The sequence below is a fragment of the Flagellimonas sp. MMG031 genome, from assembly GCF_040112705.1.
GTDB lineage: Bacteria > Bacteroidota > Bacteroidia > Flavobacteriales > Flavobacteriaceae > Flagellimonas.
The window spans coordinates 1,527,528-1,549,659 of record NZ_CP157804.1; the positions used below are offsets into that span (position 1 = coordinate 1,527,528).

At 43.9% G+C, this 22,132-nt stretch carries 20 protein-coding genes; 5 read left to right on the forward strand and 15 right to left on the reverse strand.

Annotation, left to right across the window (positions count from 1 at the left end; all coding sequences use genetic code 11):
* The first annotated feature begins 16 nt into the window (after positions 1-16).
* Positions 17-565, forward strand: a complete 549-nt coding sequence (locus ABNE31_RS06815) for an ATP-dependent Clp protease proteolytic subunit (RefSeq protein WP_179385138.1) — start codon at positions 17-19, stop codon at positions 563-565.
* 137 nt (positions 566-702) lie between these two features.
* On the opposite strand, the gene ABNE31_RS06820 is transcribed toward ABNE31_RS06815, so the two are convergent.
* From ABNE31_RS06820 to ABNE31_RS06830, 3 genes are read right to left on the reverse strand one after another with little or no spacing between them, the layout of a single operon-like run.
* Positions 703-2,235, reverse strand: coding sequence for a cryptochrome/photolyase family protein (locus ABNE31_RS06820; RefSeq protein WP_349352827.1), 1,533 nt, complete (start codon positions 2,233-2,235; stop codon positions 703-705).
* A 3-nt stretch (positions 2,236-2,238) separates the two neighbouring features.
* Positions 2,239-3,540 carry a DASH family cryptochrome gene (locus tag ABNE31_RS06825; protein WP_349352828.1) on the reverse strand — a complete coding sequence of 434 codons (1,302 nt, stop codon included), beginning with the start codon at positions 3,538-3,540 and terminating at the stop codon, positions 2,239-2,241.
* Positions 3,530-3,664 (reverse strand): DUF2256 domain-containing protein, encoded by a 135-nt coding sequence (locus tag ABNE31_RS06830; protein ID WP_349353031.1) that lies wholly within the window; start codon positions 3,662-3,664, stop codon positions 3,530-3,532. The genes ABNE31_RS06825 and ABNE31_RS06830 overlap by 11 nt, the downstream gene beginning before the upstream one ends.
* A gap of 154 nt (positions 3,665-3,818) precedes the next feature.
* Here ABNE31_RS06830 and ABNE31_RS06835 point away from each other — a divergent pair, with 154 nt between their 5' ends.
* The gene (locus tag ABNE31_RS06835; RefSeq protein WP_349352829.1) at positions 3,819-5,165 is read left to right on the forward strand and encodes an NAD(P)/FAD-dependent oxidoreductase; all 1,347 of its coding nucleotides are present in this window, start codon (positions 3,819-3,821) and stop codon (positions 5,163-5,165) included.
* Between the two features lie 379 nt (positions 5,166-5,544).
* Here the strand turns inward: ABNE31_RS06835 and ABNE31_RS06840 are convergent, their stop codons facing one another.
* Positions 5,545-6,324 carry a C4-type zinc ribbon domain-containing protein gene (locus ABNE31_RS06840; RefSeq protein WP_179385134.1) on the reverse strand — a complete coding sequence of 260 codons (780 nt, stop codon included), beginning with the start codon at positions 6,322-6,324 and terminating at the stop codon, positions 5,545-5,547.
* 5 nt (positions 6,325-6,329) lie between these two features.
* Positions 6,330-7,424 (reverse strand): Nif3-like dinuclear metal center hexameric protein, encoded by a 1,095-nt coding sequence (locus ABNE31_RS06845; RefSeq protein WP_349352830.1) that lies wholly within the window; start codon positions 7,422-7,424, stop codon positions 6,330-6,332.
* Between the two features lie 48 nt (positions 7,425-7,472).
* Here ABNE31_RS06845 and lpxK point away from each other — a divergent pair, with 48 nt between their 5' ends.
* Complete coding sequence (gene lpxK / locus ABNE31_RS06850; protein ID WP_349352831.1) at positions 7,473-8,471, forward strand: tetraacyldisaccharide 4'-kinase; 999 nt, start codon at positions 7,473-7,475, stop codon at positions 8,469-8,471.
* A gap of 63 nt (positions 8,472-8,534) precedes the next feature.
* Here lpxK and ABNE31_RS06855 read toward each other — a convergent pair whose 3' ends face one another.
* From ABNE31_RS06855 to ABNE31_RS06895, 9 genes are all read right to left on the reverse strand, one after another.
* Positions 8,535-10,691: an ATP-binding protein gene (locus tag ABNE31_RS06855; protein WP_349352832.1), complete on the reverse strand. Its 2,157-nt coding sequence runs from the start codon at positions 10,689-10,691 to the stop codon at positions 8,535-8,537.
* Positions 10,688-11,698 (reverse strand): type I glyceraldehyde-3-phosphate dehydrogenase, encoded by a 1,011-nt coding sequence (gene gap, locus ABNE31_RS06860; protein WP_349352833.1) that lies wholly within the window; start codon positions 11,696-11,698, stop codon positions 10,688-10,690. The genes ABNE31_RS06855 and gap overlap by 4 nt, the downstream gene beginning before the upstream one ends.
* Positions 11,699-11,718: 20 nt before the next feature.
* Positions 11,719-12,594, reverse strand: a complete 876-nt coding sequence (lipA, locus tag ABNE31_RS06865; protein WP_349352834.1) for a lipoyl synthase — start codon at positions 12,592-12,594, stop codon at positions 11,719-11,721.
* A gap of 62 nt (positions 12,595-12,656) precedes the next feature.
* Positions 12,657-13,217 carry an RNA polymerase sigma factor gene (locus tag ABNE31_RS06870; RefSeq protein ID WP_293290461.1) on the reverse strand — a complete coding sequence of 187 codons (561 nt, stop codon included), beginning with the start codon at positions 13,215-13,217 and terminating at the stop codon, positions 12,657-12,659.
* A gap of 33 nt (positions 13,218-13,250) precedes the next feature.
* Positions 13,251-13,460, reverse strand: a complete 210-nt coding sequence (locus ABNE31_RS06875) for a membrane or secreted protein (RefSeq protein ID WP_179385127.1) — start codon at positions 13,458-13,460, stop codon at positions 13,251-13,253.
* Positions 13,461-13,534: 74 nt separating this feature from the next.
* The gene (locus tag ABNE31_RS06880; RefSeq protein WP_349352835.1) at positions 13,535-14,296 is read right to left on the reverse strand and encodes an anti-sigma factor; all 762 of its coding nucleotides are present in this window, start codon (positions 14,294-14,296) and stop codon (positions 13,535-13,537) included.
* Positions 14,293-14,859: a sigma-70 family RNA polymerase sigma factor gene (locus tag ABNE31_RS06885; protein WP_293283553.1), complete on the reverse strand. Its 567-nt coding sequence runs from the start codon at positions 14,857-14,859 to the stop codon at positions 14,293-14,295. The genes ABNE31_RS06880 and ABNE31_RS06885 overlap by 4 nt, the downstream gene beginning before the upstream one ends.
* Positions 14,860-15,061: 202 nt before the next feature.
* The gene (gene murB / locus ABNE31_RS06890; protein ID WP_349352836.1) at positions 15,062-16,078 is read right to left on the reverse strand and encodes a UDP-N-acetylmuramate dehydrogenase; all 1,017 of its coding nucleotides are present in this window, start codon (positions 16,076-16,078) and stop codon (positions 15,062-15,064) included.
* The gene (locus ABNE31_RS06895) at positions 16,075-17,268 is read right to left on the reverse strand and encodes a pyridoxal phosphate-dependent aminotransferase (RefSeq protein ID WP_349352837.1); all 1,194 of its coding nucleotides are present in this window, start codon (positions 17,266-17,268) and stop codon (positions 16,075-16,077) included. Before ABNE31_RS06895 ends, murB begins: the two co-directional genes overlap by 4 nt.
* 147 nt (positions 17,269-17,415) lie before the next feature.
* On the opposite strand from ABNE31_RS06895, the gene ABNE31_RS06900 reads away from it, so the two are divergent.
* Positions 17,416-18,759: an aspartyl protease family protein gene (locus tag ABNE31_RS06900; protein ID WP_306013515.1), complete on the forward strand. Its 1,344-nt coding sequence runs from the start codon at positions 17,416-17,418 to the stop codon at positions 18,757-18,759.
* Between the two features lie 57 nt (positions 18,760-18,816).
* On the opposite strand, the gene ABNE31_RS06905 is transcribed toward ABNE31_RS06900, so the two are convergent.
* Positions 18,817-19,203, reverse strand: a complete 387-nt coding sequence (locus tag ABNE31_RS06905) for a DUF1573 domain-containing protein (protein ID WP_349352838.1) — start codon at positions 19,201-19,203, stop codon at positions 18,817-18,819.
* Between the two features lie 198 nt (positions 19,204-19,401).
* Between ABNE31_RS06905 and ABNE31_RS06910 the strand changes: the two genes are divergently transcribed.
* Entirely contained in the window at positions 19,402-22,032 is a 2,631-nt protein-coding gene (locus ABNE31_RS06910; protein ID WP_349352839.1) for a valine--tRNA ligase, read from the forward strand.
* The last annotated feature ends 100 nt before the right edge of the window (positions 22,033-22,132 follow it).

Genomic DNA, 22,132 nt, shown 5'->3' on the forward strand with positions numbered 1-22,132 from the left:
TTACAATAGCTATATAATGAGTTCAAAAAAAGGAAAAGTTCAGGAATTGATCCAAGAAAAACTGTTAGAGGACCGAAAAGTGTTCCTTTGGGGCCAAGTAGATGACGATTCTGCCAAGCATGTCATAGACAGATTGCTCTACTTGGATATGTTGAACCATAAGGAAATCCAATTGATCATCAACAGCCCAGGGGGATACGTAACCTCCGGTTTTGCCATTTACGATACCATCAAGCAAATCAAAAGTCCGGTATCTACGGTATGTTCTGGTTTGGCAGCGTCCATGGGATCCATACTGTTATCGGTAGGGGAAAAGGGAAGAAGGTTTATACAGCCCCATGCCCGAGTGATGATCCACCAACCCAGTGGTGGCGCAAGGGGGCAAGCCTCCAATATCGAAATCCAAGCAAGGGAAATCATCAAGACCAAAGAATTGGGCGCCAAGATCCTTTCGGAAAACTGTGGCCAACCCTATGAAAAGGTGATGAAGGATTTTGATCGTGATTACTGGATGAGTGCCGAAGAATCCGTGGAGTATGGGATCGTGGATGAAATCCTGAAATAAGAAAACAATAGTTCCAAAAAAGTGAAAAGTCCTTCGCAATGCATTGTGAAGGACTTTTTATATATAGACGCCGAAGCGGAATATTTTAAAGATATACGGCAGGGCAGCTACTCTCGGATATTAAAGAATCGTTAAAATCAAAATTCATCCGGATGGGCTATCACTTGCTGGGCCCTTTCCCTTAACTCATTCAATTCATCATTGCTTTTCTTTTCCAGCAAGCTCAACATCATCGACATGCGTTGGTTGCTTTTGAAATGAGCTTTTTTCTCATCCAAAAAATTCCAATATAGCGCATTGAAGGGGCATGCTTTTTCACCTGTCTTTTTAGTATGGCTGTAGTGGCAATCCTTACAATAATTACCCATTTTGTTGATGTAGTTGGCACTGCTCACATAAGGTTTGGTGGCCACAATGCCTCCATCCGCAAATTGGCTCATCCCCCTGGTATTGGTAATTTCCACCCATTCAAGTGCATCTATGTACACTCCGAGATACCAGGCATCCACTTGATCGGGGTGTATTTGGGTCAACAACGCATAATTGCCTATCACCATTAATCTTTGAATATGATGGGCGTAGGCATCGTCCAAACTTTGGGAAATCGACTTCTGCAGACAGTTCATTTTGGTCTTGCCCGTCCAGAAAAAATCCGGTAGTGGATTATGGTTATCCAATTCGTTCAATTGGGCATATTGGGGCATCTCTTTCCAGTAAATTCCTCTCATATACTCGCGCCAGCCCAAAATCTGGCGAACAAATCCTTCCAATTGCGAAATATGGATATCGTTTTTATGGTTATGGTAATGGTTTACAACAGCATCCACCACCTCTTTTGGGGAAAGCATTTTGCTGTTCATCGCAAAGGACAATCGGGAGTGGAACAGGTATTTTTGCTCGGTATGCAAAGCATCTTGATAATCCCCGAAGTAAGTCAGTAGATTGGAACAGAAAAAGTCCAACAGCTTTTTGCATTCCTCGTAGGTAGTAGGCCATGCAAAGTTTTTAGGGTCGATATTGCCGAAGGTCTCCACTTCGGCCTTTTTGATTTCTTCCAAAATAGCACTAACATCATTGTCGAAGGAAAGTTCCTTGGGAATGTTGGGCGAACCATCCCATTTTTTGCGGTTGCTCTGGTCAAAGTTCCATTTTCCGCCTTCGGGCTGGTCGTTTTCCATTAAAACATGGTGTTTTTTCCGCATCATGCGGTAAAAGCTTTCCATGATCAATTGTTTTTTGCCCTTGAAGTGATTTTTGAGTTCGCTGCGTGACGTATAAAAATGTTCGGTGTCAAAAGCCTCACTGGGAATGGAAAGGGATTGGCAAATATCCTTTAGCTGCTCGTCCAATCGATATTCATCCGGTAATTGGTACTCAAATTTTTCTATCTGCCGCGTTTCGATTACTTGGTTGATGAGGTCGGGCAAGTTTTGCGGATTTTCCTTGTCGGTTATGGTGAAGTACATCACTTGATGGCCATTGTTTTCCAAAGTGTTTGCGAAATTTCGCATGGCACTAAAAAAGCCGACCACTTTCTGGATATGGTGCTTTACATAGTCGGTCTCCTGACGCATTTCCGCCATTAGGTATACATGGTCATCGCTTGTTTCGTGGAACCAGCTATGTGAAAGGTTGAGTTGATCTCCAAGGATCAGTCGAAGTTTTTTCATGGATTAAAATAAAGAGTGTTGCAGCCAAAGCCGTTGGAATTTTCCATTGGGATCGTACATCTCCGCTTGCCGTTTGGTATTGAAGGTCCGATTTCTAGGGTCGTTTCCCACGCCGCTATTGTACATCCAGTTGCCCCAATTGCTGTGTACATCGTAATCGATGAGCATTGCTTCAAAATAGGAGGCACCGATACGCCAGTCTTGTTGCAGGTGTTTGGACCAGTAGCTGGCCACGTTCTGTCGGCCACGGTTGCTCATCCAACCCGTTTCCTTCAGCTCTATCATATTGGCGTTGACAAAATCATCATCCGTTTGCCCATTGATCCAATCATGTTGGGCAGCTTTGTTGTTGTTGTGCCAATCATAATCATTTCCGAGGATACCATCAATTTTAAAGATTTGGTTCCCGTGTTTTAAGGATACATATTTAAAGTAATCACGCCAAATCAGCTCAAAGATGAGCCAATAGGTGTCCTGGTTTTTCTTTATCTCTTTTTCAAAACGCTTTACTTCCCAATAGATCGTTCGAGCGGAAATACTACCATTGGCCAACCAAGGGGAAAACTTGGAGCTGTAATCCGTGCCTACCAGCCCATTTCTGGTTTTTTTGTAGTAAGCCAGTTTTCGGGTATCCCAAAAATAATGTTGTAAGCGTTTGAGTGCCTCCTCCTCACCACCTTTAAAAGGAAAGGCTGACCTCTGGTCCATTTCAAAGTGGGGAAAACCGAGTTCTTCCAAAGTAGGTGTTTTAGGAGTTTCTTCAACGAGGTTAGCCATTGGGAATGGTTGTGGAGCGTCAAAACAAGGCCTTACTTCGCAGTGTTTTTCGCACTTTTTACGGAAAACCGTAAATACCTGAGGAATCTTTTCGTAGGCGTCAAAAGGAATATCTTCTGGATGAAACAGAAATTGGTCAAAGGTTTCATAGAATTGGATATTTTCCGGAACCTTTCGCTTTACGTTTGTTATAACATTCGTTTCCTCTGAAGTCCATTCCTTTTGCAGATAAATGGTATCGATTTGAAAGCGTTCCACCAACTCTGGAATACCCTTCTCTGGTTTGTCTTGGTAAACGAGTAAAGTAATATTCAGGTCTTCCAGTTTCTTTTGAAGCTGTTGTACTGTTTCCAAAAGAAATTTGGCCCGAAATCGCTCTGTCTTCTTAAAGCCAAATGGACCGATTTCATAATGTTTAGGGTCAAAAAAGTAGACCGCTATCAGTCTGTCGGCCTTTGAAGCCAAATGCAAGGCCTCGTTGTCCGATACCCGTAAATTATTTCCAAACCAAAGCAGGCTAGTGTTCATTTTTATGCTTGTTTTTTCTGCAACGCTCGCTACAGTACACCACTTGGTCCCAATCCTTTTCCCATTTTTTTCTCCAGGCAAAGGGCCGTTGGCAAACGGGACAGATCTTGGTGGGAAGGTGCATTTTTTTGTGTGCCACGGCTCATAATTGTTTAACAAACATACATAAAAATTAAACAAAAATATATAGATGTAATGGAAAGCTTGGAATCGCCCCGTCGTAACGACCAAAATGCTTATTTTTATCGTTTTAATCAGAATTCGCCCACTGGGCATTTATGGCACAGACTCCAAAAAATATAGCCATCATCGGTTCCGGATTGGTGGGTTCCCTGTTAGCAATTTATCTACGAAGAATTGGTCACACGGTGACCGTGTTCGATAGAAGACCGGATATTCGAACCATTAAGTTTTCAGGAAGATCCATTAACCTTGCCATGAGCAATAGGGGATGGCGTTCCTTGGATGAGGTTGGTATCGGTGACCGAATTAAGGATATTGCCATTCCGTTGGACAAACGGGCAATGCATGTGAATGACAAGCCTGTTTACTTTCAAAAGTACGGAAAGGAAGGGGAGGCCATTTGGTCCATTTCCAGAGGGATATTGAACAAACGGATGATCGATTTGGCCGAAGAGGCCGGTGCGCAGTTCCGTTTTAATGAAAAGGTTTGGGATGTTGACTTGCCCGAAGCAAAGATTTTTACCGGGGAATCCGAAAAAAGTGAATGGACGGAGTACAATTTTGATTTGATTTTTGGTTGCGATGGTGCTTTCTCAAGGGTACGGCACAAAATGCAGCGACGAAGTCGCTATAATTATTCCCAGGAGTTTATTGATGTGGGCTATAAGGAGCTCACAATTCCCGCCAATGAAGATGGCACGCACAAACTGGATAAAAATTCATTTCATATTTGGCCAAGGGGCGAGTTTATGCTCATTGCTATGCCCAATATTGATGGAAGCTTCACCTGTACCTTATTTTTACCTTTTGAGGGCAAGGTTTCTTTTGAAAGCCTCCAAACCGAAGAGCAGGCCAGGGAATTCTTTAAAACGTACTTTCCCAACGTGCGCAAGGTGATTGAGGACCTCACCAAAGACTTTTTCAATAACCCTACCAGTGCCATGGTCACCATGAAATGCTACCCATGGACGTATTGGGACAAAGTGGCTCTAGTGGGTGATTCTGCCCACGCCATTGTACCCTTTTATGGGCAGGGCATGAATGCCGGGTTCGAGGATATTTACGTACTCGATCAACTCATGCGGCAACACGGTGATGATTGGGAGACCATTTTCTCCAAATACCAAGAGGAGCGAAAGCCGAATGCCGATGCCATTGCGGAATTGAGCTATCGGAACTTTGTAGAGATGAGCAGTAAAACGGCCGACCCTAAATTCCTATTGCAAAAGAAGATTGAAAAGCACTTTGCAGCAAAATATCCCGATAAGTGGATTCCGGTGTACAGCCGTGTAACATTTTCGGACAGGCCCTACGCCGAGGCCTTGGCCATTGGGGACCAACAGGAGGAGATAATGCAAAAGGTGATGCAAATGCCCAAAATTGAGGAAAAATGGGATTCTCAAGAAGTGGAGAATAAAATCCTGGAGTTTTTGGAACAGTAGGATGTCAGCTATTCCATCTTGAGCACAGTCGATAATCTCTTTCTTCTGTTGTTTGACACAAATAGCACGAATTTCCACTAATTAGCGCGGGATGCCGAAACTAGTTCGGCATGACGTTTTTCTTGGAACGTTTTTTCTATGGGTTGTCATGTCGAGCGCAGTCGAGACATCTTTTATAACGGTCGTGTTATACTAATTTCACATTTTTTTGAGAGATGAAAGGATTTAAGATTTCCTGCGGTACTTCGAATTCGTTCGGCACTGGACCGGGCATTGCCTGCTTTGTATTTCTCAAAGGTGGCCCTCATTTCGAAATGACTGTGCCAACAAAAAAAGCCACCCGAAAGGTGGCTCATTATTGGTATGGAAATATTTTGGATTATAGCTTAGTAAAAAGCTTTTCCATGCGTTCTTGTTCTTCTTCGGCCAATAACGGGTCTACCAAAATTCGACCACTGTGCTCATCGGTAATGATTTTTTTGCGGGATGCAATCTCTACCTGAACCTGTGGTGGAATGGTGAAAAAGGAACCTCCAGAAGCTCCACGCTCTACGGGAACTACGGCCAGACCATTTTTTACGTTCTGACGGATTCTTTTATAAGCCTGGATCAAACGCTCCTCAATCTTGTCCTCGTATTCCTCGGACTTTTTCAAAAGGGCCTTTTCTTCTTTTTCCGTTTCGGCAAGAATGGCGTCCAACTCACCTTTTTTGTGTTTTAGGTGACCTTCGCGCTCGGATAATTTTTCCTTAGTGGCAGCGATGACCTCTTTCTTCTGCTCGATTTGCGCCTTGAATTCCTTGATGTTCTTCTCAGCTAGTTGAATCTCCAATTCCTGGAACTCTACTTCCTTGGTCAGCGAGTTGAATTCTCGGCTATTCCTTACGTTTTTCTGCTGCTCGCTATATTTTTTGATAAGCGCTTTGGCCTCGTCGATCAGGTTTTTCTTGGCAGTGATTTCGTAGTTGATGGTCTCAACATCCGTTTTCAATTTGTCCATTCTGGTCTTAAGACCAAGAACTTCGTCTTCCAAGTCTTGTACCTCCAAAGGCAATTCGCCTCTAACGTTGCGGATTTCATCCACTCTGGAATCAATGAGCTGTAAGTCGTACAATGCTCTCAACTTGTCTTCCACAGTGCTTTCTTTCTTGTTCGCCATATATGTTATAAATACTTGATGGGATTCGTTATACTCTCCGATAAAGAGACTGCAAAATTAGGAATTTTTTTCGTAAGATAATCAACCAATAAATCTTTTGTAAACTGCTCAGTTTCAAAGTGCCCCATATCGGCGATTACCAATTGGTTTTCGGCTTGGTAAAAATCGTGGTATTTCATGTCGGCTGAGATGAAAATATCCGCTCCAGCCTTCTTGGCGGCACCAATGGCAAAAGCACCACTACCGCCCAACACGGCCACTTTGTTGACTTTTTTGCCCAATAATTCGGAGTGGCGGACCACTTTGGCATTCAAGCGTTCTTTGGTACGTATCAAAAACTCTTTCTCGTCCATTTCGGTATCCAAGGTACCGATCATTCCCATGCCCAAATCCTGATTGCTATTTTCCAGCGTCAATACTTCGTAGGCCACTTCTTCGTAAGGGTGGGCTTCAAAAAGGGCGTTTAAAATGGGTTTTTCCCTTTCAAAGGAGTAAATAACATTGATTTGCATCTCCTTTTCAAAATGGACCTCACCTAATTTGCCAATGGTCGGGTTGGCCCCGTTACCTGCTTTAAAGCTGCCGGTGCCTTCCAAGCTGAAACTGCAGTTGCTGTAGTTGCCGATTTCTCCAGCGCCAGCTTTGAAGAGTGCCCGTTTAATGTTTTCTGCATCGGCAACAGGTGCGTAGGTCGTCAATTTTTTGATGCTCTTGGATCTTGGAATCAAAATTTGTGGATTTTTGATGCCCAATACTTCACAAATTTTGGCATTGACCCCCATTTTGCTGTTGTCCAATGCCGTATGCATACTGTAAATGGCAATATTGTTGGCAACGGCCTTTAGTACTACCCGTTCCACATAGGTGGCACCTGTTAATCTTTTAAGTCCCTTAAAAATGATGGGATGGAAGCTGATGATCAGATTACATTCTTTAGCTATGGCCTCATCGACCACATTTTCCAAGGTATCTAGTGATACCAATGCCCCTTCCACCTTCATGTTGGGGTCGCCGACGAGCAGCCCTACGTTGTCAAAATCTTCGGCGTGGGCCAAAGGAGCCAGTTCTTCAAGCACTTTTGCGATGTCGTTAACGGTCATTTTAAAATTGTTAAGTGGCCTAAAGATAAAATATTATATTTTCGTCCAATGCTTCCATTGCTCCGGAAAATAGCGTTCCCCATTTCGTTGGTATATGCCGCGGTCGTTTACTTGAGGAACTATTTGTATGATGTGGGGATGTTATCATCCAAATCTTACGGTATACCCACCATTTGCATCGGGAATTTGAGTGTGGGCGGTACGGGAAAAACACCAATGACAGAATATATATTGAGGTTGCTGTCCAATCATCGTGTAGCCGTTCTAAGCCGGGGATACAAGCGAAAGTCAAAGGGGTTTTATTTGGCCGGGCCAACAAGTACGGTGTTGGAGCTTGGCGACGAACCATACCAAATCCATCAAAAATTTCCCGAAGTTCCTATCGCAGTGGATGCTGATAGGCGCAACGGTATTGAACAATTGGAGCGTTTGGTCCGACCGGATATGATTGTTTTGGATGACGCTTTTCAGCATAGAAAGGTAAAACCGACCTTTTCCATTTTGCTCACTACCTATCAAAAGCCTTATAGGGATGATTGGTATTTGCCCACTGGGGATTTGCGGGATTCCAAAAGGGAAGCTAAACGAGCAGATGTGATCATTGTAACCAAATGTCCTGATAAACTTTCGGAAAAGGATAGGATGGACATGGTTGCAAAACTAAAACCAAATGCGGATCAGAAGGTATTGTTCGCAGCTTTTGCCTATAAAGATGTTGTATCCAACGGTGGCCAAAAAAAGATTCCATTGTCCCATCTCAAGAACAAAAAGTTTGCTTTGGTCACAGGAATAGCGGAACCTGGTCCGTTGGTTCAATTTTTAAAGTCGCAAGGGTTGGATTTCAATCATTTTAAATTTGGAGACCACCACCCATTTACGGAGAGGGAGATTGAAGGTTTTAAGGGTAGCGAGTTGATTGTGACCACGGAAAAGGATTTTGTCCGCTTGCAGGGCAAAGTAGAAAATCTATACTATTTGGAAGTGGCCCATAGTTTTTCTTCCGAAGATGAAGCTTATTTGGCGAATGCTGTTCGAGCATTGCTCTAAACAGAACCTTCCATTTTGCTTCTAAAAATGTTTTCCCCAATTTTTTGATAAAACACTTCAGGCTTAAAGGGGTTTGGTGACCACGTCGTTGCAGCCGGCTTCATAAAAGCTATCCAAACTATCATCCAAAGAAATGGCGGTCAAGGCGATTATAGGAATGTTTTTATCGAACTTGCGTATTTGTCTCGTAGCCTCCTCACCGCTGATGCCGGGCATGTGGATGTCCATCAGAATGGCATCGTAGGTGTTATTTTTTGCCATATCAATGGCTTCGTTACCATTGTTAGCAATGTCGCAGGTAATCTCTTTTTTGGTGAGCATTTTTTTGGTGATTACCTGATTGATTTTATTGTCTTCCACGACCAATACATGCAGTCCCTTAAATTGGAATTCCTCAACATTCAGTTCAAATGGGACCTCTTCGCCATCCTTGGCCTCGTAATCCACATCGAGTTCAAAATAGAATGAGCTTCCATGGCCCAATTCGCTTTCCAATTGGATGGTAGTGCCGAACAATCCCAATAGGCTTTTTACAATGGTTAGGCCGAGCCCTGTTCCACCATATTCCCTGTTGATCTGAATAGATCCCTGCTCAAAACTTTCAAAGATATTTTTCTGTTGGTCTTCCGAAATACCTATTCCGTTGTCGCGGACCTCAAAATATAATTTTACTTGGTCCTCATCTTTTTTCAGCATTTTGGCAATGACTTCCACCTTACCATTTTTAGTGAACTTCAATGCGTTCCCAACAAGATTCATGAAGATTTGTGAGAGCTTGATGGGGTCGCCCATCAACTTTTTTGGAATGGTGGGGTCATAATCCAAAATAAGCTCCGTCTTCTTTTCATTGGCATTCTGTTGCAGCGATTCCACTACATCTTCGAGCACTTTGTGCAGTTTAAACTCAATATTGAGCGGTTCCAATTTTTCTGCATCAATCTTGTTGATCTGTAAAATGTCGTTGATGAAATTTAGCAGGTATTCCCCTGAAAACTTGAGCGACTTCAGATGTTCTTTTTGGTGTTCCGAAGGATTTTCTTCCAACAACAGGTGCGTAAGCCCTGTTACGGCGTAGAGTGGTGTTCGAAGTTCGTGCGTTACCGTGGACAAAAAGTTGGTCTTGGCTTCCATGGCCGATACCGCTGCATCCCTCGCCAACTCTAATTCCTTGTTCTTGGTATAAAGCAGGTCGTTGGTCTTTAACTTGATTTGGTTGTTCCTAAAGAGCGAAACGGCCAATAGGGAAATGATTGTCAAAAAAGCAGAGGTTAATATCGCTGTTATCTCAGAGCGGTTTTTGGACTCGCTCAACTCCTCGTTTTTGGCCTGCAGTTTGTTGAGTTCGTTCATCTGGTGGTCGAAACGGACTTTGTCGGCCGTATCTGCATCCAATTTTGCCTTTTCGATATTGAAAACGGAGTCCTTCAGTTTTGCCAACGCCTTTGTGTAGACCAAGGATTCCCCGTAGTTCCCCTTTTTTTCGTAGATATTGGACAATTGCTCGTAGGCGTTTTTGATTTCTTTGGAGTAGCCATGTTTTTGGGCCAGCTCCAAGGCGGCTTTGGAATGGATGATTCCTTCATCAAGGTCATTTAAGGTCACACTGATCTTGGCCAATTCCAGATTGGCCATCGTGGCCAAATAGGCCCTTTCCTCTTCATCTGAGTTGACAATTAGGGCATGTAAGTTTTTGACCGCATCATCATATTTTTCGATGTTGGAATAGATTCGTGCTTCCAGCAATAAAATATTGTTGGTGAGGTTTCGGTTGTTACTTACTTTTCTTGACTCCTCAAGTTGTTTTAACGCCTGAAAATTGTTTCCCTCGCCATAGCGAAGTGCGGCATCCAAATACAAGTGGAATGCCTCTCCATAGGAATAAGAGGTGTCCTTGAGCAGAATACTTGCCCTATCCCAGTAAAATATGGCCGTTTCTGGGTCTCCTTCTTCCAAAAAAAGGCGGGCGTACTGATGATAGGTGTCCAGCAGGAGCTTGGAATCTTCATTGGTCTCGGCAACATTGGCGGCTTCGCTAAGAGATTCCAGGGCTTTCTCTACATTGTTTTCATGGCGATACTTCATGAAATCGTCGAAAATGGTCTTCACGCCGGATGCTGAATTACCAATACTTTGGGCATAAAAAGGCTGTGTGCAAAACCAAATGCACAGTAGAAGTAGCGTGGTAACGCTTATCCTTTTGTTGGCCAAGGTTGAAATCAAACGTAGTTTTTCTTTATGAGCAAATCTATTAAATCAATAATCCTGGAACAATATCCAGTCTCGTTATCGTACCATCCAATGATCTTTACCATTTTGCCGATCACCGATGTCATCAAAGAATCAAACGTACAAGAGTGACAACTATTGTTTATATCGATAGAAACAATAGGGTCTTCGGTATAGTTGAGTATGCCTTTTAGGGTACTTTCCGCTTGCTCCTTAAAGGTAGCATTTATTTCTTCAATAGAGGTTTCTTGGACCACATTAAAGGTAATGTCGGTCAAGGAGCCGTTGGGAACCGGGACCCTTATTCCGCATCCGCCTATCACATCAGACAGCTCGGGGAAAATACTGGTAAGGGCCTTTGCGGCTCCTGTGGTGGTAGGAATTATGGATTGTCCTGCCGCTCTTGACCGTCTTAGGTCGCGGTGCGGGCTATCGTGCAAACTTTGGTCCGAAGTGTAGGAGTGTACTGTAGTGATGTAGGCCTGCTCTATTCCGCATAGCTCATTGATGATTTTGATCATGGGAGCGGCATTGTTGGTAGTACAAGAGGCGTTGGATATAATATCGTCGTCTGGAGCTATAATTTTTTCGTTTACGCCCAATACCACCATTTTAATGGAATCGTCCATCGGTGGTACGGAGAGAATCACTTTTTTGGCTCCATTTTTTAAATGGTGACCCAAGTCCTCTCTGGTCTTGAACTTTCCCGTGGATTCCACCACAATATCCACACCATGTGATTTCCAGTCGATTTCTTTGGCATGATGGTGGTTGAGCACAGGAATTTCCTGATTATCCACTATAATATGGTTGCCCTTGTAGGTTACCGCGGTATTCAGTACCCCATGTATGCTGTCATATTTGAGCAGATGTGACAGGGTTTCGGCATTCGCCATGTCGTTGATGGCGACTACCTGTATATTTGGATGCTGCCGCAGGAGCCTGAATAGGGTTCTCCCTATGCGCCCAAAGCCATTTATTCCAACCGTAATGTTTTTCATAGGCGGGGGAGGCGGATGGGCTAGTGGATGTGCTTGTGTGCTTTGTAGGAGGATCGCACCAAGGCCCCGCTCTCTACGTGTCTAAAGCCCATTTCCAAGCCTATTTCCTCATATTTTTTAAACTGTTCCGGTAAAATAAACCGTTTTACGGGCAGATGTTTTTTTGATGGTTGCAAATATTGTCCAATCGTTACAACATCCACATTGGCCTTTCGCAGGTCTTCCATGGTTGCGATAACCTCGTGCTCTTCTTCTCCCAAACCGAGCATAATTCCGGACTTGGTCCTATTGGCACCGTTTTTCTTCAAATAGTCCAGTACTTCCAAGCTTCTTTCGTATTTGGCTTGGATTCGGACCTCACGGGTCAGCCTTTTCACGGTTTCCATGTTGTGGGAAATCACCTCTGGAGCCACTTTAAGGATTCGGTCCAAATGGGTAGAAATGCCTTGGAAATCGGGAATCAAAGTTTCCATGGTGGTATCGGGATTCATTCGTCGCACGGCCTTTACGGTCTCCGCCCAAATAATCGAACCCATATCCTTCAAATCATCTCGGTCTACGGAGGTGAGCACCGCATGTTTGATCTGCATGATTTTTATGGAACGGGCCACTTTTTCGGGTTCTGCCCAGTCCACGGTTTCCGGACGGCCTGTTTTTACCCCGCAAAAGCCGCAAGAACGCGTACAGATATTACCCAAAATCATAAAGGTGGCCGTACCCTCTCCCCAACATTCGCCCATATTTGGGCAGCTGCCTGAGGTGCAGATGGTATGCAGATTGTACTTGTCCACAAGTCCCCTAAGCTGGGTGTACTTCTTGCCTGTGGGCAATTTTACCCTAAGCCATTTTGGTTTTCCTTTAGGTGGATGAACGTTTTCTGCTACGCTTGTGCTCATACGATTAATTTTGGTTTACAAAGATACGAAACTGGTGAGGAAACTTAATAGTGGTGAAGGGGTCACTTTTTTTTGATGATTTCGGCCAAAAGCTTTTTGGCCCGGAGCAGTTTCACTTTCACATTATTAACGGGTTCATTGAGTTCTTTGGCGATATCGGCATAGCTCATTTCGTGAAAGTACCTTAGGTTGATGACCTCTTGATAGTGCGGTTTTAGTTTTTTGATGTCCCTTAGCAGGTTGGCCAGGTTTTGTTCCGTGATGAGTCGATCCTCGACGGATGGGGTTTCGTCCAAGACCTTTTTTACCTCATCTCCACGGGATTCCATGTCATTGATCAGGCTTCTCTTGCGCTTTCGAAGCAGGTCTACATGCAAGTTTTTGGAAATGGTGATGAGCCACGTCTTAAATTCGTAGTTCTCGTCGTAGGTGTCAATTTTGTCAAAAGCTCTGGAAAATGTGCGGATGGTAATGTCCTCCGCGTCGTTCTCATTTTTGGTGCGAAGCACTTGAAAGCCGTAAACATCGTTCCAAAAAGTATCAACGAGGTTGCTAAAGGCAATTTGGTTTCCTTCTTTTGCCTTTTGGATAATCTCCTGAATGGAATCGTCGGTTTTTTCCAAAAAATGAATCTTGTATCTCTGTACGGATGGGGATTATTGGGTCTGGGTCACCGTATCTTTTTTGCAGTCCTGCTCCTCGGGAAGTTTTCCGCAAAATCCACATGCTTCTCCATCTTTGTTCAAAAAAGGGCTTTGACTTGCACAGGTTCCGGCAAATTCTCCGTCTTTTTTACCCCAAATCTTAATGGCGATACCTGCAAAAGCAAGTGCTAAAAGTCCAATGGTAACCAATACTAACTTCATAATCCATCTTTTGCACAAAGGTACAAAATAGCTGATTAAGAAAAGCGGATTTAGAGTTTCTTTAGCCCTTTAGCTTAGTTGTATTTGATGTTCGCCACAATGTTGTCCACCGATGGTGTGGTGTTTCCACCTTCTGGCTCAATGGTGATATAGCCTACGGCATTGTCTGCGTAGGGTAGGGCAAGGAGTTTGTCCTTTTCATCAAAATTTTTGATTACGCCCAAGTTGACCAACTCACCGTTCACCTCGGCCCACATCTGGAAGCACTTGTTCTCGGGAAGCTCTGGCACATTGCTCACATTGATGTAGGAAAGTTTTTTTACCGGATTTATATATGCTATGGCCTTAAGTTCCTTGGCTTCGCGTTCACCTCTCACGGCATATTTTTTGGTGGCCGGGTTGTTCAGGACAATAAATTGGTTCCTCATATCGGCCAATTGGTCCTTCATGTTGTTTTCCAAATACTTGATTTGGTTCGTCACCATGGTGTTTTCCTCTTGCAGGGTTTTGTTTTGGTTCCAGAAGAAGATGGAAGATCCGGCAAAAATCATGATGGCGATACTTGCTGCCGCAGCATAGCGCCAGAACCTTTTGCTGACCATGGTCTCTTTCTTGGCACTTGCCATTATAATTTCCCTCAGGCCTTCTGGAGTTTTTCGCGCATACATATTGGCGAACGTCTCCAGATTTTTTTGAAGCTCGTCGTAGGTTTCCCTGACCTCGGGGTACATGGCAATATAGCGTTCTGCCTTTTGGGATTCCTCCTTGGTGGTGTCGTCCAAAAGGTATTTCTCCAAAATGTCGGATTCCAAAAATAGTTTTACTTTCTCCTTCATGACAATAGATTTAAGATAAAGAGCAAGGACATGGTGGTACCGTAAATCTTTCCAAGTTCCCTAAGTCCGATTTTTAGTCTAGACTTTATGGTCCCAAGAGGGATATCCAATTCATCACTTGCCTCCTGCTGCGTCATTCCCTCAAAAAATAGGGCCTCTAAAACAATTCTGTACTTATCTTCGATTTTATCCAAATTTTCTTGGATGTCCAGATGTTCCGGATTAATGGCCTTCACTCCAACATTATATACGTCCGAAACGTCGATTTGGATTTCCTTATCGGATTTATTGTTGATGCTTCGCAATTTATCGATGGCCGTGTTGCGGACAATACGGAACAACCATGTAAAAAGCTTTGCTTTGGAGGCATCGTAGGTATCTGCCTTTTTCCAAATTTTTATAAAACTTTCCTGAAGCACATCTTGGGCCAGATCCTCATCCTTTACCACTTTAAAGGCGACACCAAACAAGGTATCCCCATAATTTTCGTAAAGTAGGGAAATCGCCTTGTCGTCTTTCTCCGCAAGGAGCGAAACAATATGTCTCTCGATCAGTGTGCTCATTTATGGTGGTTTTGGTAATTTTTTTTGAACGCCCAAAATCTAAAATAGGATTTATCTCGTATATAAGACAAAGCTACGACGGAAAAAGCGTTTTTATCTCGTAGGACTTTGGAAACATAAAGGGTGAACAACCCTTTTCGATATACATAAGTTTGGTTAGTTTGGTTTGGTATAACCCTCGTTATTGTCTTCAATGCGAGGGTTATTTTATGATATTGACCTCCGGTTGTATTTTTATCTTGAACTTCTTGTATACTTCTTCCTGAATCTTTTTGCTGAGGTCAAGGATTTCCTGCCCGGTGGCATTCCCATGATTGACCAGTACCAAGGCCTGTTTGTCGTGCACACCAGCATCACCGAACCGTTTTCCCTTAAACCCACATTGCTCTACCAGCCAACCAGCAGGTATCTTGAATCCGTTGTCATCGACCTCATAAAAAGGGGCGTCGGGATGTTTTTTGATGAATCGGTCGAAGGCCTTCTTTGAAATGACCGGGTTTTTGAAAAAACTTCCGCTGTTTCCAATTTCTTTGGGGTCCGGCAGTTTGCTCCTTCGGATGGCGATCACTGCTTCCGAAATATCCTGAATAGTGGGGTGTACAATGCCCTTTTCCTTGAGCTCGTTCTCGATGGAGCCGTATCCCGTGTGCAGTACATGGTTCGTTTTGGTCAGTTTTAGGACCACCGAGGTGATGATGTATTTGTCCTTGGCCTCGTTTTTGAAAATAGAATCCCTATATCCAAAGGCGCAGGCCTCGTTATCAAAGCCTTCCAACTCTCCGGTTGTTACATCCATGGCCGCACAGCTCACGAATACATCCTTGAGTTCAACCCCATAGGCACCTATATTCTGAATTGGTGCTGTTCCCACATTACCGGGAATCAACGAAAGGTTTTCCAGTCCGCCGTAACCTCGCTCCAAGCTCCATAGCACCAGTTCGTGCCAATTTTCGCCTGCCATCACTTTAACCTCTACGCTGTTTTCGTACTCCTCGACTACCGTGATACCCTTGAGGGCAATATGCATGACCAAGGCATCGATATCCTTGGTGAGCAGCATATTGCTTCCACCGCTAATAATGAATTTCTTGGGATAGGCCTTTAGTTCCAGTACTTTCTGGAGCTGTACCAGACCGGTTATTTCAACAAAGAACCGTGCCTTAACGTCAATACCAAAGGTATTGTAGTTTTTTAAGGATATGTTTTCCTGTATGTTCACTGTTTGTTGTACTCGGTTAAGGCCTTGCCCAAAATTTGGACGGCCTTTACAAGTTGCTCTTTTTCGAGCACATAGGCAATTCTTATTTGGTTTTTTCCAAGGCCTGGTGTTGCATAAAAGCCTGCGGCCGGTGCCACCATCACGGTGTTCCCGTTTACTTCAAAGCTTTCCAGCAACCATTGGGCAAAGTGGTCGGCATCTGCAATGGGCAGTTCGGCAACGCAGTAAAAGGCACCCTGTGGAGTGGCCACTTTTACTCCTTCCAATTTATTGAGCTCGGTAATCAATAGATTTCTTCGGGCAACGTACTCATCGATGACCTCCTCGAAGTAGGATTGCGGTGTTTCCAAAGCCGCCTCGCTCGCAATCTGTGCAAAGGTGGGAGGGGACAAACGGGCCTGCGCAAATTTCATCGCTGTGTCGATTACAGCTTTGTTTTTCGAAATCAAACATCCGATTCGTGCTCCGCACATGCTGTATCTTTTGGAAACGGAATCCACTACAATGGCATGTTGCTCCAGTCCCGCTACCTGGAGAATGGAGTAGTGCTCCCTTCCGTCATAGGTGAATTCGCGGTACACTTCATCGGCCACCAAAAAAAGGTCGTGTTTTTTTACTAGTTCTGCCAGTTGATGGATTTCTTCCCTACTGTATAGGTATCCCGTAGGATTCCCCGGATTACAGATAAGGATTGCCTTTGTTTTTGGAGTGATAAGCTCCTCGAACTTTGAAATAGGGGGAAGTGCAAAATTATTGTCGATGGATGAAGCAATCGGTTTGACCTTTACACCTGCAGCCGTCGCAAAACCGTTATAGTTGGCGTAAAAGGGTTCTGGAATGATGATTTCGTCATCGTTGTCCATAATGGTTCCCATGGCAAAGGACAAAGCTTCCGAACCACCTGTGGTCACAATAATGTCCTCGGAGTCCATAAAAATATCCTGTTTGGCATAGTAGCCAGCAATTTTTTTTCGATAGGCCTCGGAGCCTTGGGTCATACTGTATTCAAGTACTTCAATGGTGTGGTTTCTCACCGCATCGAGCGCCACTTTGGGGGTTTTGATATCGGGTTGTCCAATATTGAGATGAATAACATGTGTTCCCCTTTTTTTGGCAGCCTCGGCGTAGGGCACCAATTTACGGATGGGTGATGCGGGCATCTGTACCCCTTTGTTCGAAATACTTGGCATGTACTAAAGTTTTCGCAAAAATGAGAAAACCTAGTATCGAAAACAACAAGTTTGAGGATAATTTGCTTGTCTACTAAAATGTTAAAGTATAGCAAGTTATGGAGCTTTATTTGTATATTTCTTAATGGAGATGCAATAAGGTTGCTTATGTGGAAAAGAATTGCTCTAATTTTTACGCTTCTTTTAGTTGTGCCGAATTTTATTTGGGCACAGGGGTTTACCTTGCCCAGCAATAAAAAACATCAAAAAATTCGGTTTGAGCTCATCAATAACCTAATTATTATCCCAGTGGAGATCAATGGGGTGGAGCTTACTTTTATTTTGGATTCTGGGGTGAGCAAACCCATCCTTTTCAATCTTTCCCAATCCGATTCCGTTCCCATCAATAATGTATCGGAAGTAACCATACGTGGGCTCGGTGATGGCGAACCGATGAAGGCACTGAGTTCCAAAGGAAACAGATTTACCTTGGGCGATGCCAAAAACTATTCGCAAGACTTATATGTGGTGATGGATAGGGGCATTGACTTTTCTACCAGTTTGGGAATACCTGTACACGGTATTATGGGCTATGACCTTTTTAGGGATTTTATTGTTGAGGTTAATTACAATAGCAAGAAGCTAAAACTGCACAACCCTGAACTTTATACTCACAAGGAACGACGCAATAGGCAAACCATTCCATTAAAGGTAGAACGTCGAAAAGCCTATGTGGAAGGAACCGTGCTCATGAAGGACACGGCCAATATTCCCGTAAAATTATTGGTGGATACGGGCAGTAGCGATGCCTTATGGCTGTTTCCTGAGCCTGAAAAAGGTTTGGAAATCCCTGAGAAAAACTACGAAGATCACTTGGGGCGGGGCCTTAGCGGTGACATTTACGGAAAACGGAGTAAGATCGATGGGGTCCAGATAGGTGGCTTTAAGTTGGATGAAGCCAAAGTGGCCTTTCCTTATCGGGAATCTTTCCAAGGATTGGATAGCCTTGGTGATCGGAACGGAAGTCTTGGAGGCGAAGTACTCAAGCGGTTCAATATGGTTTTTGATTATGCCCGAGGTAAGGTCACCCTAAAAAAGAATGGAAATTTTAAAGAACCCTTTCAGTATAATTTGGCGGGAATAGATTTGCAGCACAACGGATTACGGTACATAGCAGAGCGTATTGCAGATGCCAATGGGATTGTCAAAGAGGACAATGCAGATACTTTTGGAAATGTCCAGATTTTATTGGAAAACAAAACAAGACTGAGCTTGGTCCCCGAAATCGTGGTATCCGGTATCCGTGCCGGAAGTCCGGCCGCCGAAGCCGGACTCCGTGAGGGTGATGTGATATTGGCCGTAAACGGGAAAAGGGTACACCAATATAAATTGCAGGAAATCCTTAAAATGATCAACGAAAAAGAAGGGAAACGGATAAAAGTCCTCATCGAACGATACAATCAGGATCTGTTGTTCACCTTTGTCCTCAAAAAGATGTTTGACGACGATTAAAAATAAAAAGCCCCGAACCAATGGTTCGGGGCTTTATTCATCTTTATTTCTTAACGCTTACTTTGCGCCAGGAGTTTTTACATTACCCTTGATCTTCAACACTTTTGTAGGTGTGTCGGCATTCGAGGTTACCGTAATGGCCTTACGAATGGGGCCAACCCTGTTGGTATCATATTTCACTTCGATTTTACCAGTTTTACCGGGCATAATGGGCTCTTCAGGCTTTTTGGGGATAGTACATCCACAGCTAGATCTAACGTTGCTGATCACCAAAGGCGCATCACCTGTGTTGGTAAATTCAAAAACACGGACACCATCACTACCTCTTTCAATTTCTCCGTAATCAATGGTCTCGCTTTTAAATTCGATTTTAGCGGTCTCTTGAGCATATACCCCTAAGGATAAGAGCCCTACAAACAGCATGAGTACAGTTTTTTTCATCATTTTTGGTTTTTGGGTGAACTTCAAATGTAGATGTTTTGATACCTGCATCCAAAATTCTTTTGTTATAGAATAACGTTACTTATTTTTGTTTCGTATTTCTGGATTGGCCCTCATCCGAAGAATAGCGTAAAATTAACATTTAGCTTTCCCTTCAAAAAAACCAATCACAGTCCAATTAAACAAAAACTGTACCGAAACATGGAAATTCCATCAAAATATGACCCAAAACGGGTGGAAGAGCACTGGTATGCCTACTGGTCGGAGCATAAGTACTTCAGTTCCAAGCCCGATGATAGGGAGCCCTATACCATCGTAATCCCCCCGCCCAACGTAACGGGCGTGCTTCATATGGGCCATATGCTCAACAATACCATTCAAGATGTCTTGATTCGCAGGGCAAGGCTCTTGGGTAAAAACGCCTGCTGGGTTCCCGGGATGGACCATGCATCCATTGCTACCGAAGCCAAGGTGGTTGCCAAATTGAAGGCTGATGGTATCGATAAGTCAAAACTGTCGCGCGATGAATTTTTGAAACACGCCTGGGACTGGACCAACGAGTACGGAGGGGTTATTTTGCAACAGTTAAAAAAACTGGGGTGTTCCTGCGATTGGGATCGCACCAAATTCACCATGGATGACGATATGTCAGCATCGGTGATCAAAGTTTTTGTTGATTTATATAATAAAGGTTTGATTTACAGGGGGTACCGAATGGTGAACTGGGATCCCGAAGCCAAGACCACCCTATCGGATGAGGAGGTCATTTATGAAGAACGACAAGGCAACCTGTATTATTTGTCCTATGCCATTGAAGGTTCTGACGAGAAAGTGACCATTGCCACTACGCGTCCAGAAACCATTTTGGGAGATACCGCCATCTGCATCAACCCCAATGATGAAAGATATCGTCATTTACGGGGCAAAAAGGCCATTGTGCCCATTTGCGACCGAGTCATACCTATCATTGAGGACGAGTACGTCGATGTTGAGTTTGGAACCGGATGTCTCAAGGTTACTCCGGCTCATGATGAAAACGATAAAAACCTTGGGGACAAGCACAATTTGGAGGTTATCGATATCTTTAATGAAGATGCTACGCTAAATTCCTTTGGACTACACTACGAGGGGAAGGACCGTTTTGAGGTACGAAAGGAGATTGTGAAAGAGCTACAGGAAAAGGGATATTTGGTGAAGACCGAACAACATACCAATAAAGTGGGTACTTCCGAACGGACCAAAGCGGTAATCGAGCCCCGACTGTCCGATCAATGGTTCTTGAAAATGGAAAATTTGGCCAAACCCGCCTTAGAAGGCGTTTTGGAAACAAAGGATGTCAAATTATACCCGTCTAAGTTCGATAACACCTATCGCCATTGGATGGAAAATATCCGCGACTGGAACATTTCCCGACAATTATGGTGGGGTCAGCAGATTCCTGCCTATTATTACGGTGATGGAAAAGAGGATTTTGTCGTGGCCGAAACTCCAGAAGAAGCACTTAAACTGGCACAGGAAAAAACTTCGGACCTCGGACTTCGGGCTTCAGACTTGAAACAGGACCCAGATGTATTGGATACCTGGTTCTCCTCTTGGTTATGGCCCATCAGCGTGTTTGGAGGTATTTTGGAGCCAGAAAATGAGGAGGTCAATTATTATTATCCGACCAGCGACCTGGTTACCGGACCCGATATTTTGTTCTTTTGGGTGGCCAGAATGATCATGGCTGGCTATGAGTATAGAGGAAAACGACCCTTTGAAAATGTTTACCTCACAGGATTGGTTCGCGATAAGCAACGTCGAAAAATGTCCAAATCCTTGGGGAACTCCCCCGATGCACTCCAATTGATAGATGATTTTGGTGCTGATGGAGTCCGTGTGGGCCTTTTATTGAGTTCCGCCGCTGGTAACGATTTGTTGTTTGATGAAGCCCTTTGCCAGCAAGGAGCCAACTTTGCCAATAAAATATGGAACGCCTTTCGATTGGTTCGTGGATGGGAAGTGGCCGACATGCCTCAGCCCGAAGCCGCAGCTAAAGGAATCGAATGGTACAAGGCCAAATTCAATCAGACTTTGGTTGAAATCGAGGACCATTTTTCCAAATACCGAATTTCCGATGCCCTTATGGCCATTTATAAATTGGTTTGGGACGATTTCTGCTCGTGGTTGTTGGAAATTGTAAAACCGGAATACCAGAAACCCATCGATCGGAAAACATACGACGAGGTATTGCATCTTTTTGAGGAAAACCTAAAACTGTTGCACCCCTTTATGCCATTCTTGACCGAGGAGGTTTGGCAGCATATTGCCGAACGCAGTCCGGAGGAGGCACTTATCGTTTCCCAATGGCCAAAGGCAGAAAAGGTGAATACCCAGTTGATCTCAGATTTTGATTTTGCTGCGGAGGTCATTTCCGGAGTGAGAACCATCAGAAAAGAGAAAAACATCCCGCAGAAAGATGCGTTGGAGCTTTTTATGTTGAATGCCGAAGGCGTAAGTTCCCAAATGGATGCCATCATCATCAAATTGGGCAACCTCTCGACCATGGAAACCATAGATGCCAGTTTGGATGGTGCCCTGACATTTCGGGTGAAAAGTAACGAGTACTTTATCCCCATAAGCGGAGCTATTGATGTGGAGGCGGAAATAGCCAAGATTACGGAGGAGCTTAACTATACCAAAGGATTTTTGAAGTCCGTCGAAAAAAAGTTAAGCAACGAACGCTTTGTAAACAATGCACCCGAGCAAGTCGTGGCCATGGAACGCAAAAAAGCGGCCGACGCCGAGGCCAAAATCGAGACCTTGGAAAAAAGCCTAGCCAGTTTAAAATAACTTTGGCTGTCATATCATGAGTTTGAGAAGGGAAGTCTGCTTCCCTTTTCTTTTTATTTTTCATACTTTGGACGAACAATAACCAACGTCTTTTGCACTT

Bases quoted from the DNA above. Each gene is read 5' to 3' on its own strand.
- ABNE31_RS06815 (WP_179385138.1), top strand. From the start codon at position 17: ATGAGTTCAAAAAAAGGAAAAGTTCAGGAATTGATCCAAGAAAAACTG.
- ABNE31_RS06820 (WP_349352827.1), bottom strand. From the start codon at position 2,235: ATGAAAAAACTTCGACTGATCCTTGGAGATCAACTCAACCTTTCACAT.
- ABNE31_RS06825 (WP_349352828.1), bottom strand. From the start codon at position 3,540: ATGAACACTAGCCTGCTTTGGTTTGGAAATAATTTACGGGTATCGGAC.
- ABNE31_RS06830 (WP_349353031.1), bottom strand. From the start codon at position 3,664: ATGCACCTTCCCACCAAGATCTGTCCCGTTTGCCAACGGCCCTTTGCC.
- ABNE31_RS06835 (WP_349352829.1), top strand. From the start codon at position 3,819: ATGGCACAGACTCCAAAAAATATAGCCATCATCGGTTCCGGATTGGTG.
- ABNE31_RS06840 (WP_179385134.1), bottom strand. From the start codon at position 6,324: ATGGCGAACAAGAAAGAAAGCACTGTGGAAGACAAGTTGAGAGCATTG.
- ABNE31_RS06845 (WP_349352830.1), bottom strand. From the start codon at position 7,424: ATGACCGTTAACGACATCGCAAAAGTGCTTGAAGAACTGGCTCCTTTG.
- lpxK (WP_349352831.1), top strand. From the start codon at position 7,473: ATGCTTCCATTGCTCCGGAAAATAGCGTTCCCCATTTCGTTGGTATAT.
- gap (WP_349352833.1), bottom strand. From the start codon at position 11,698: ATGAAAAACATTACGGTTGGAATAAATGGCTTTGGGCGCATAGGGAGA.
- lipA (WP_349352834.1), bottom strand. From the start codon at position 12,594: ATGAGCACAAGCGTAGCAGAAAACGTTCATCCACCTAAAGGAAAACCA.
- ABNE31_RS06875 (WP_179385127.1), bottom strand. From the start codon at position 13,460: ATGAAGTTAGTATTGGTTACCATTGGACTTTTAGCACTTGCTTTTGCA.
- ABNE31_RS06880 (WP_349352835.1), bottom strand. From the start codon at position 14,296: ATGAAGGAGAAAGTAAAACTATTTTTGGAATCCGACATTTTGGAGAAA.
- ABNE31_RS06885 (WP_293283553.1), bottom strand. From the start codon at position 14,859: ATGAGCACACTGATCGAGAGACATATTGTTTCGCTCCTTGCGGAGAAA.
- ABNE31_RS06895 (WP_349352837.1), bottom strand. From the start codon at position 17,268: ATGCCAAGTATTTCGAACAAAGGGGTACAGATGCCCGCATCACCCATC.
- ABNE31_RS06900 (WP_306013515.1), top strand. From the start codon at position 17,416: ATGTGGAAAAGAATTGCTCTAATTTTTACGCTTCTTTTAGTTGTGCCG.
- ABNE31_RS06905 (WP_349352838.1), bottom strand. From the start codon at position 19,203: ATGATGAAAAAAACTGTACTCATGCTGTTTGTAGGGCTCTTATCCTTA.
- ABNE31_RS06910 (WP_349352839.1), top strand. From the start codon at position 19,402: ATGGAAATTCCATCAAAATATGACCCAAAACGGGTGGAAGAGCACTGG.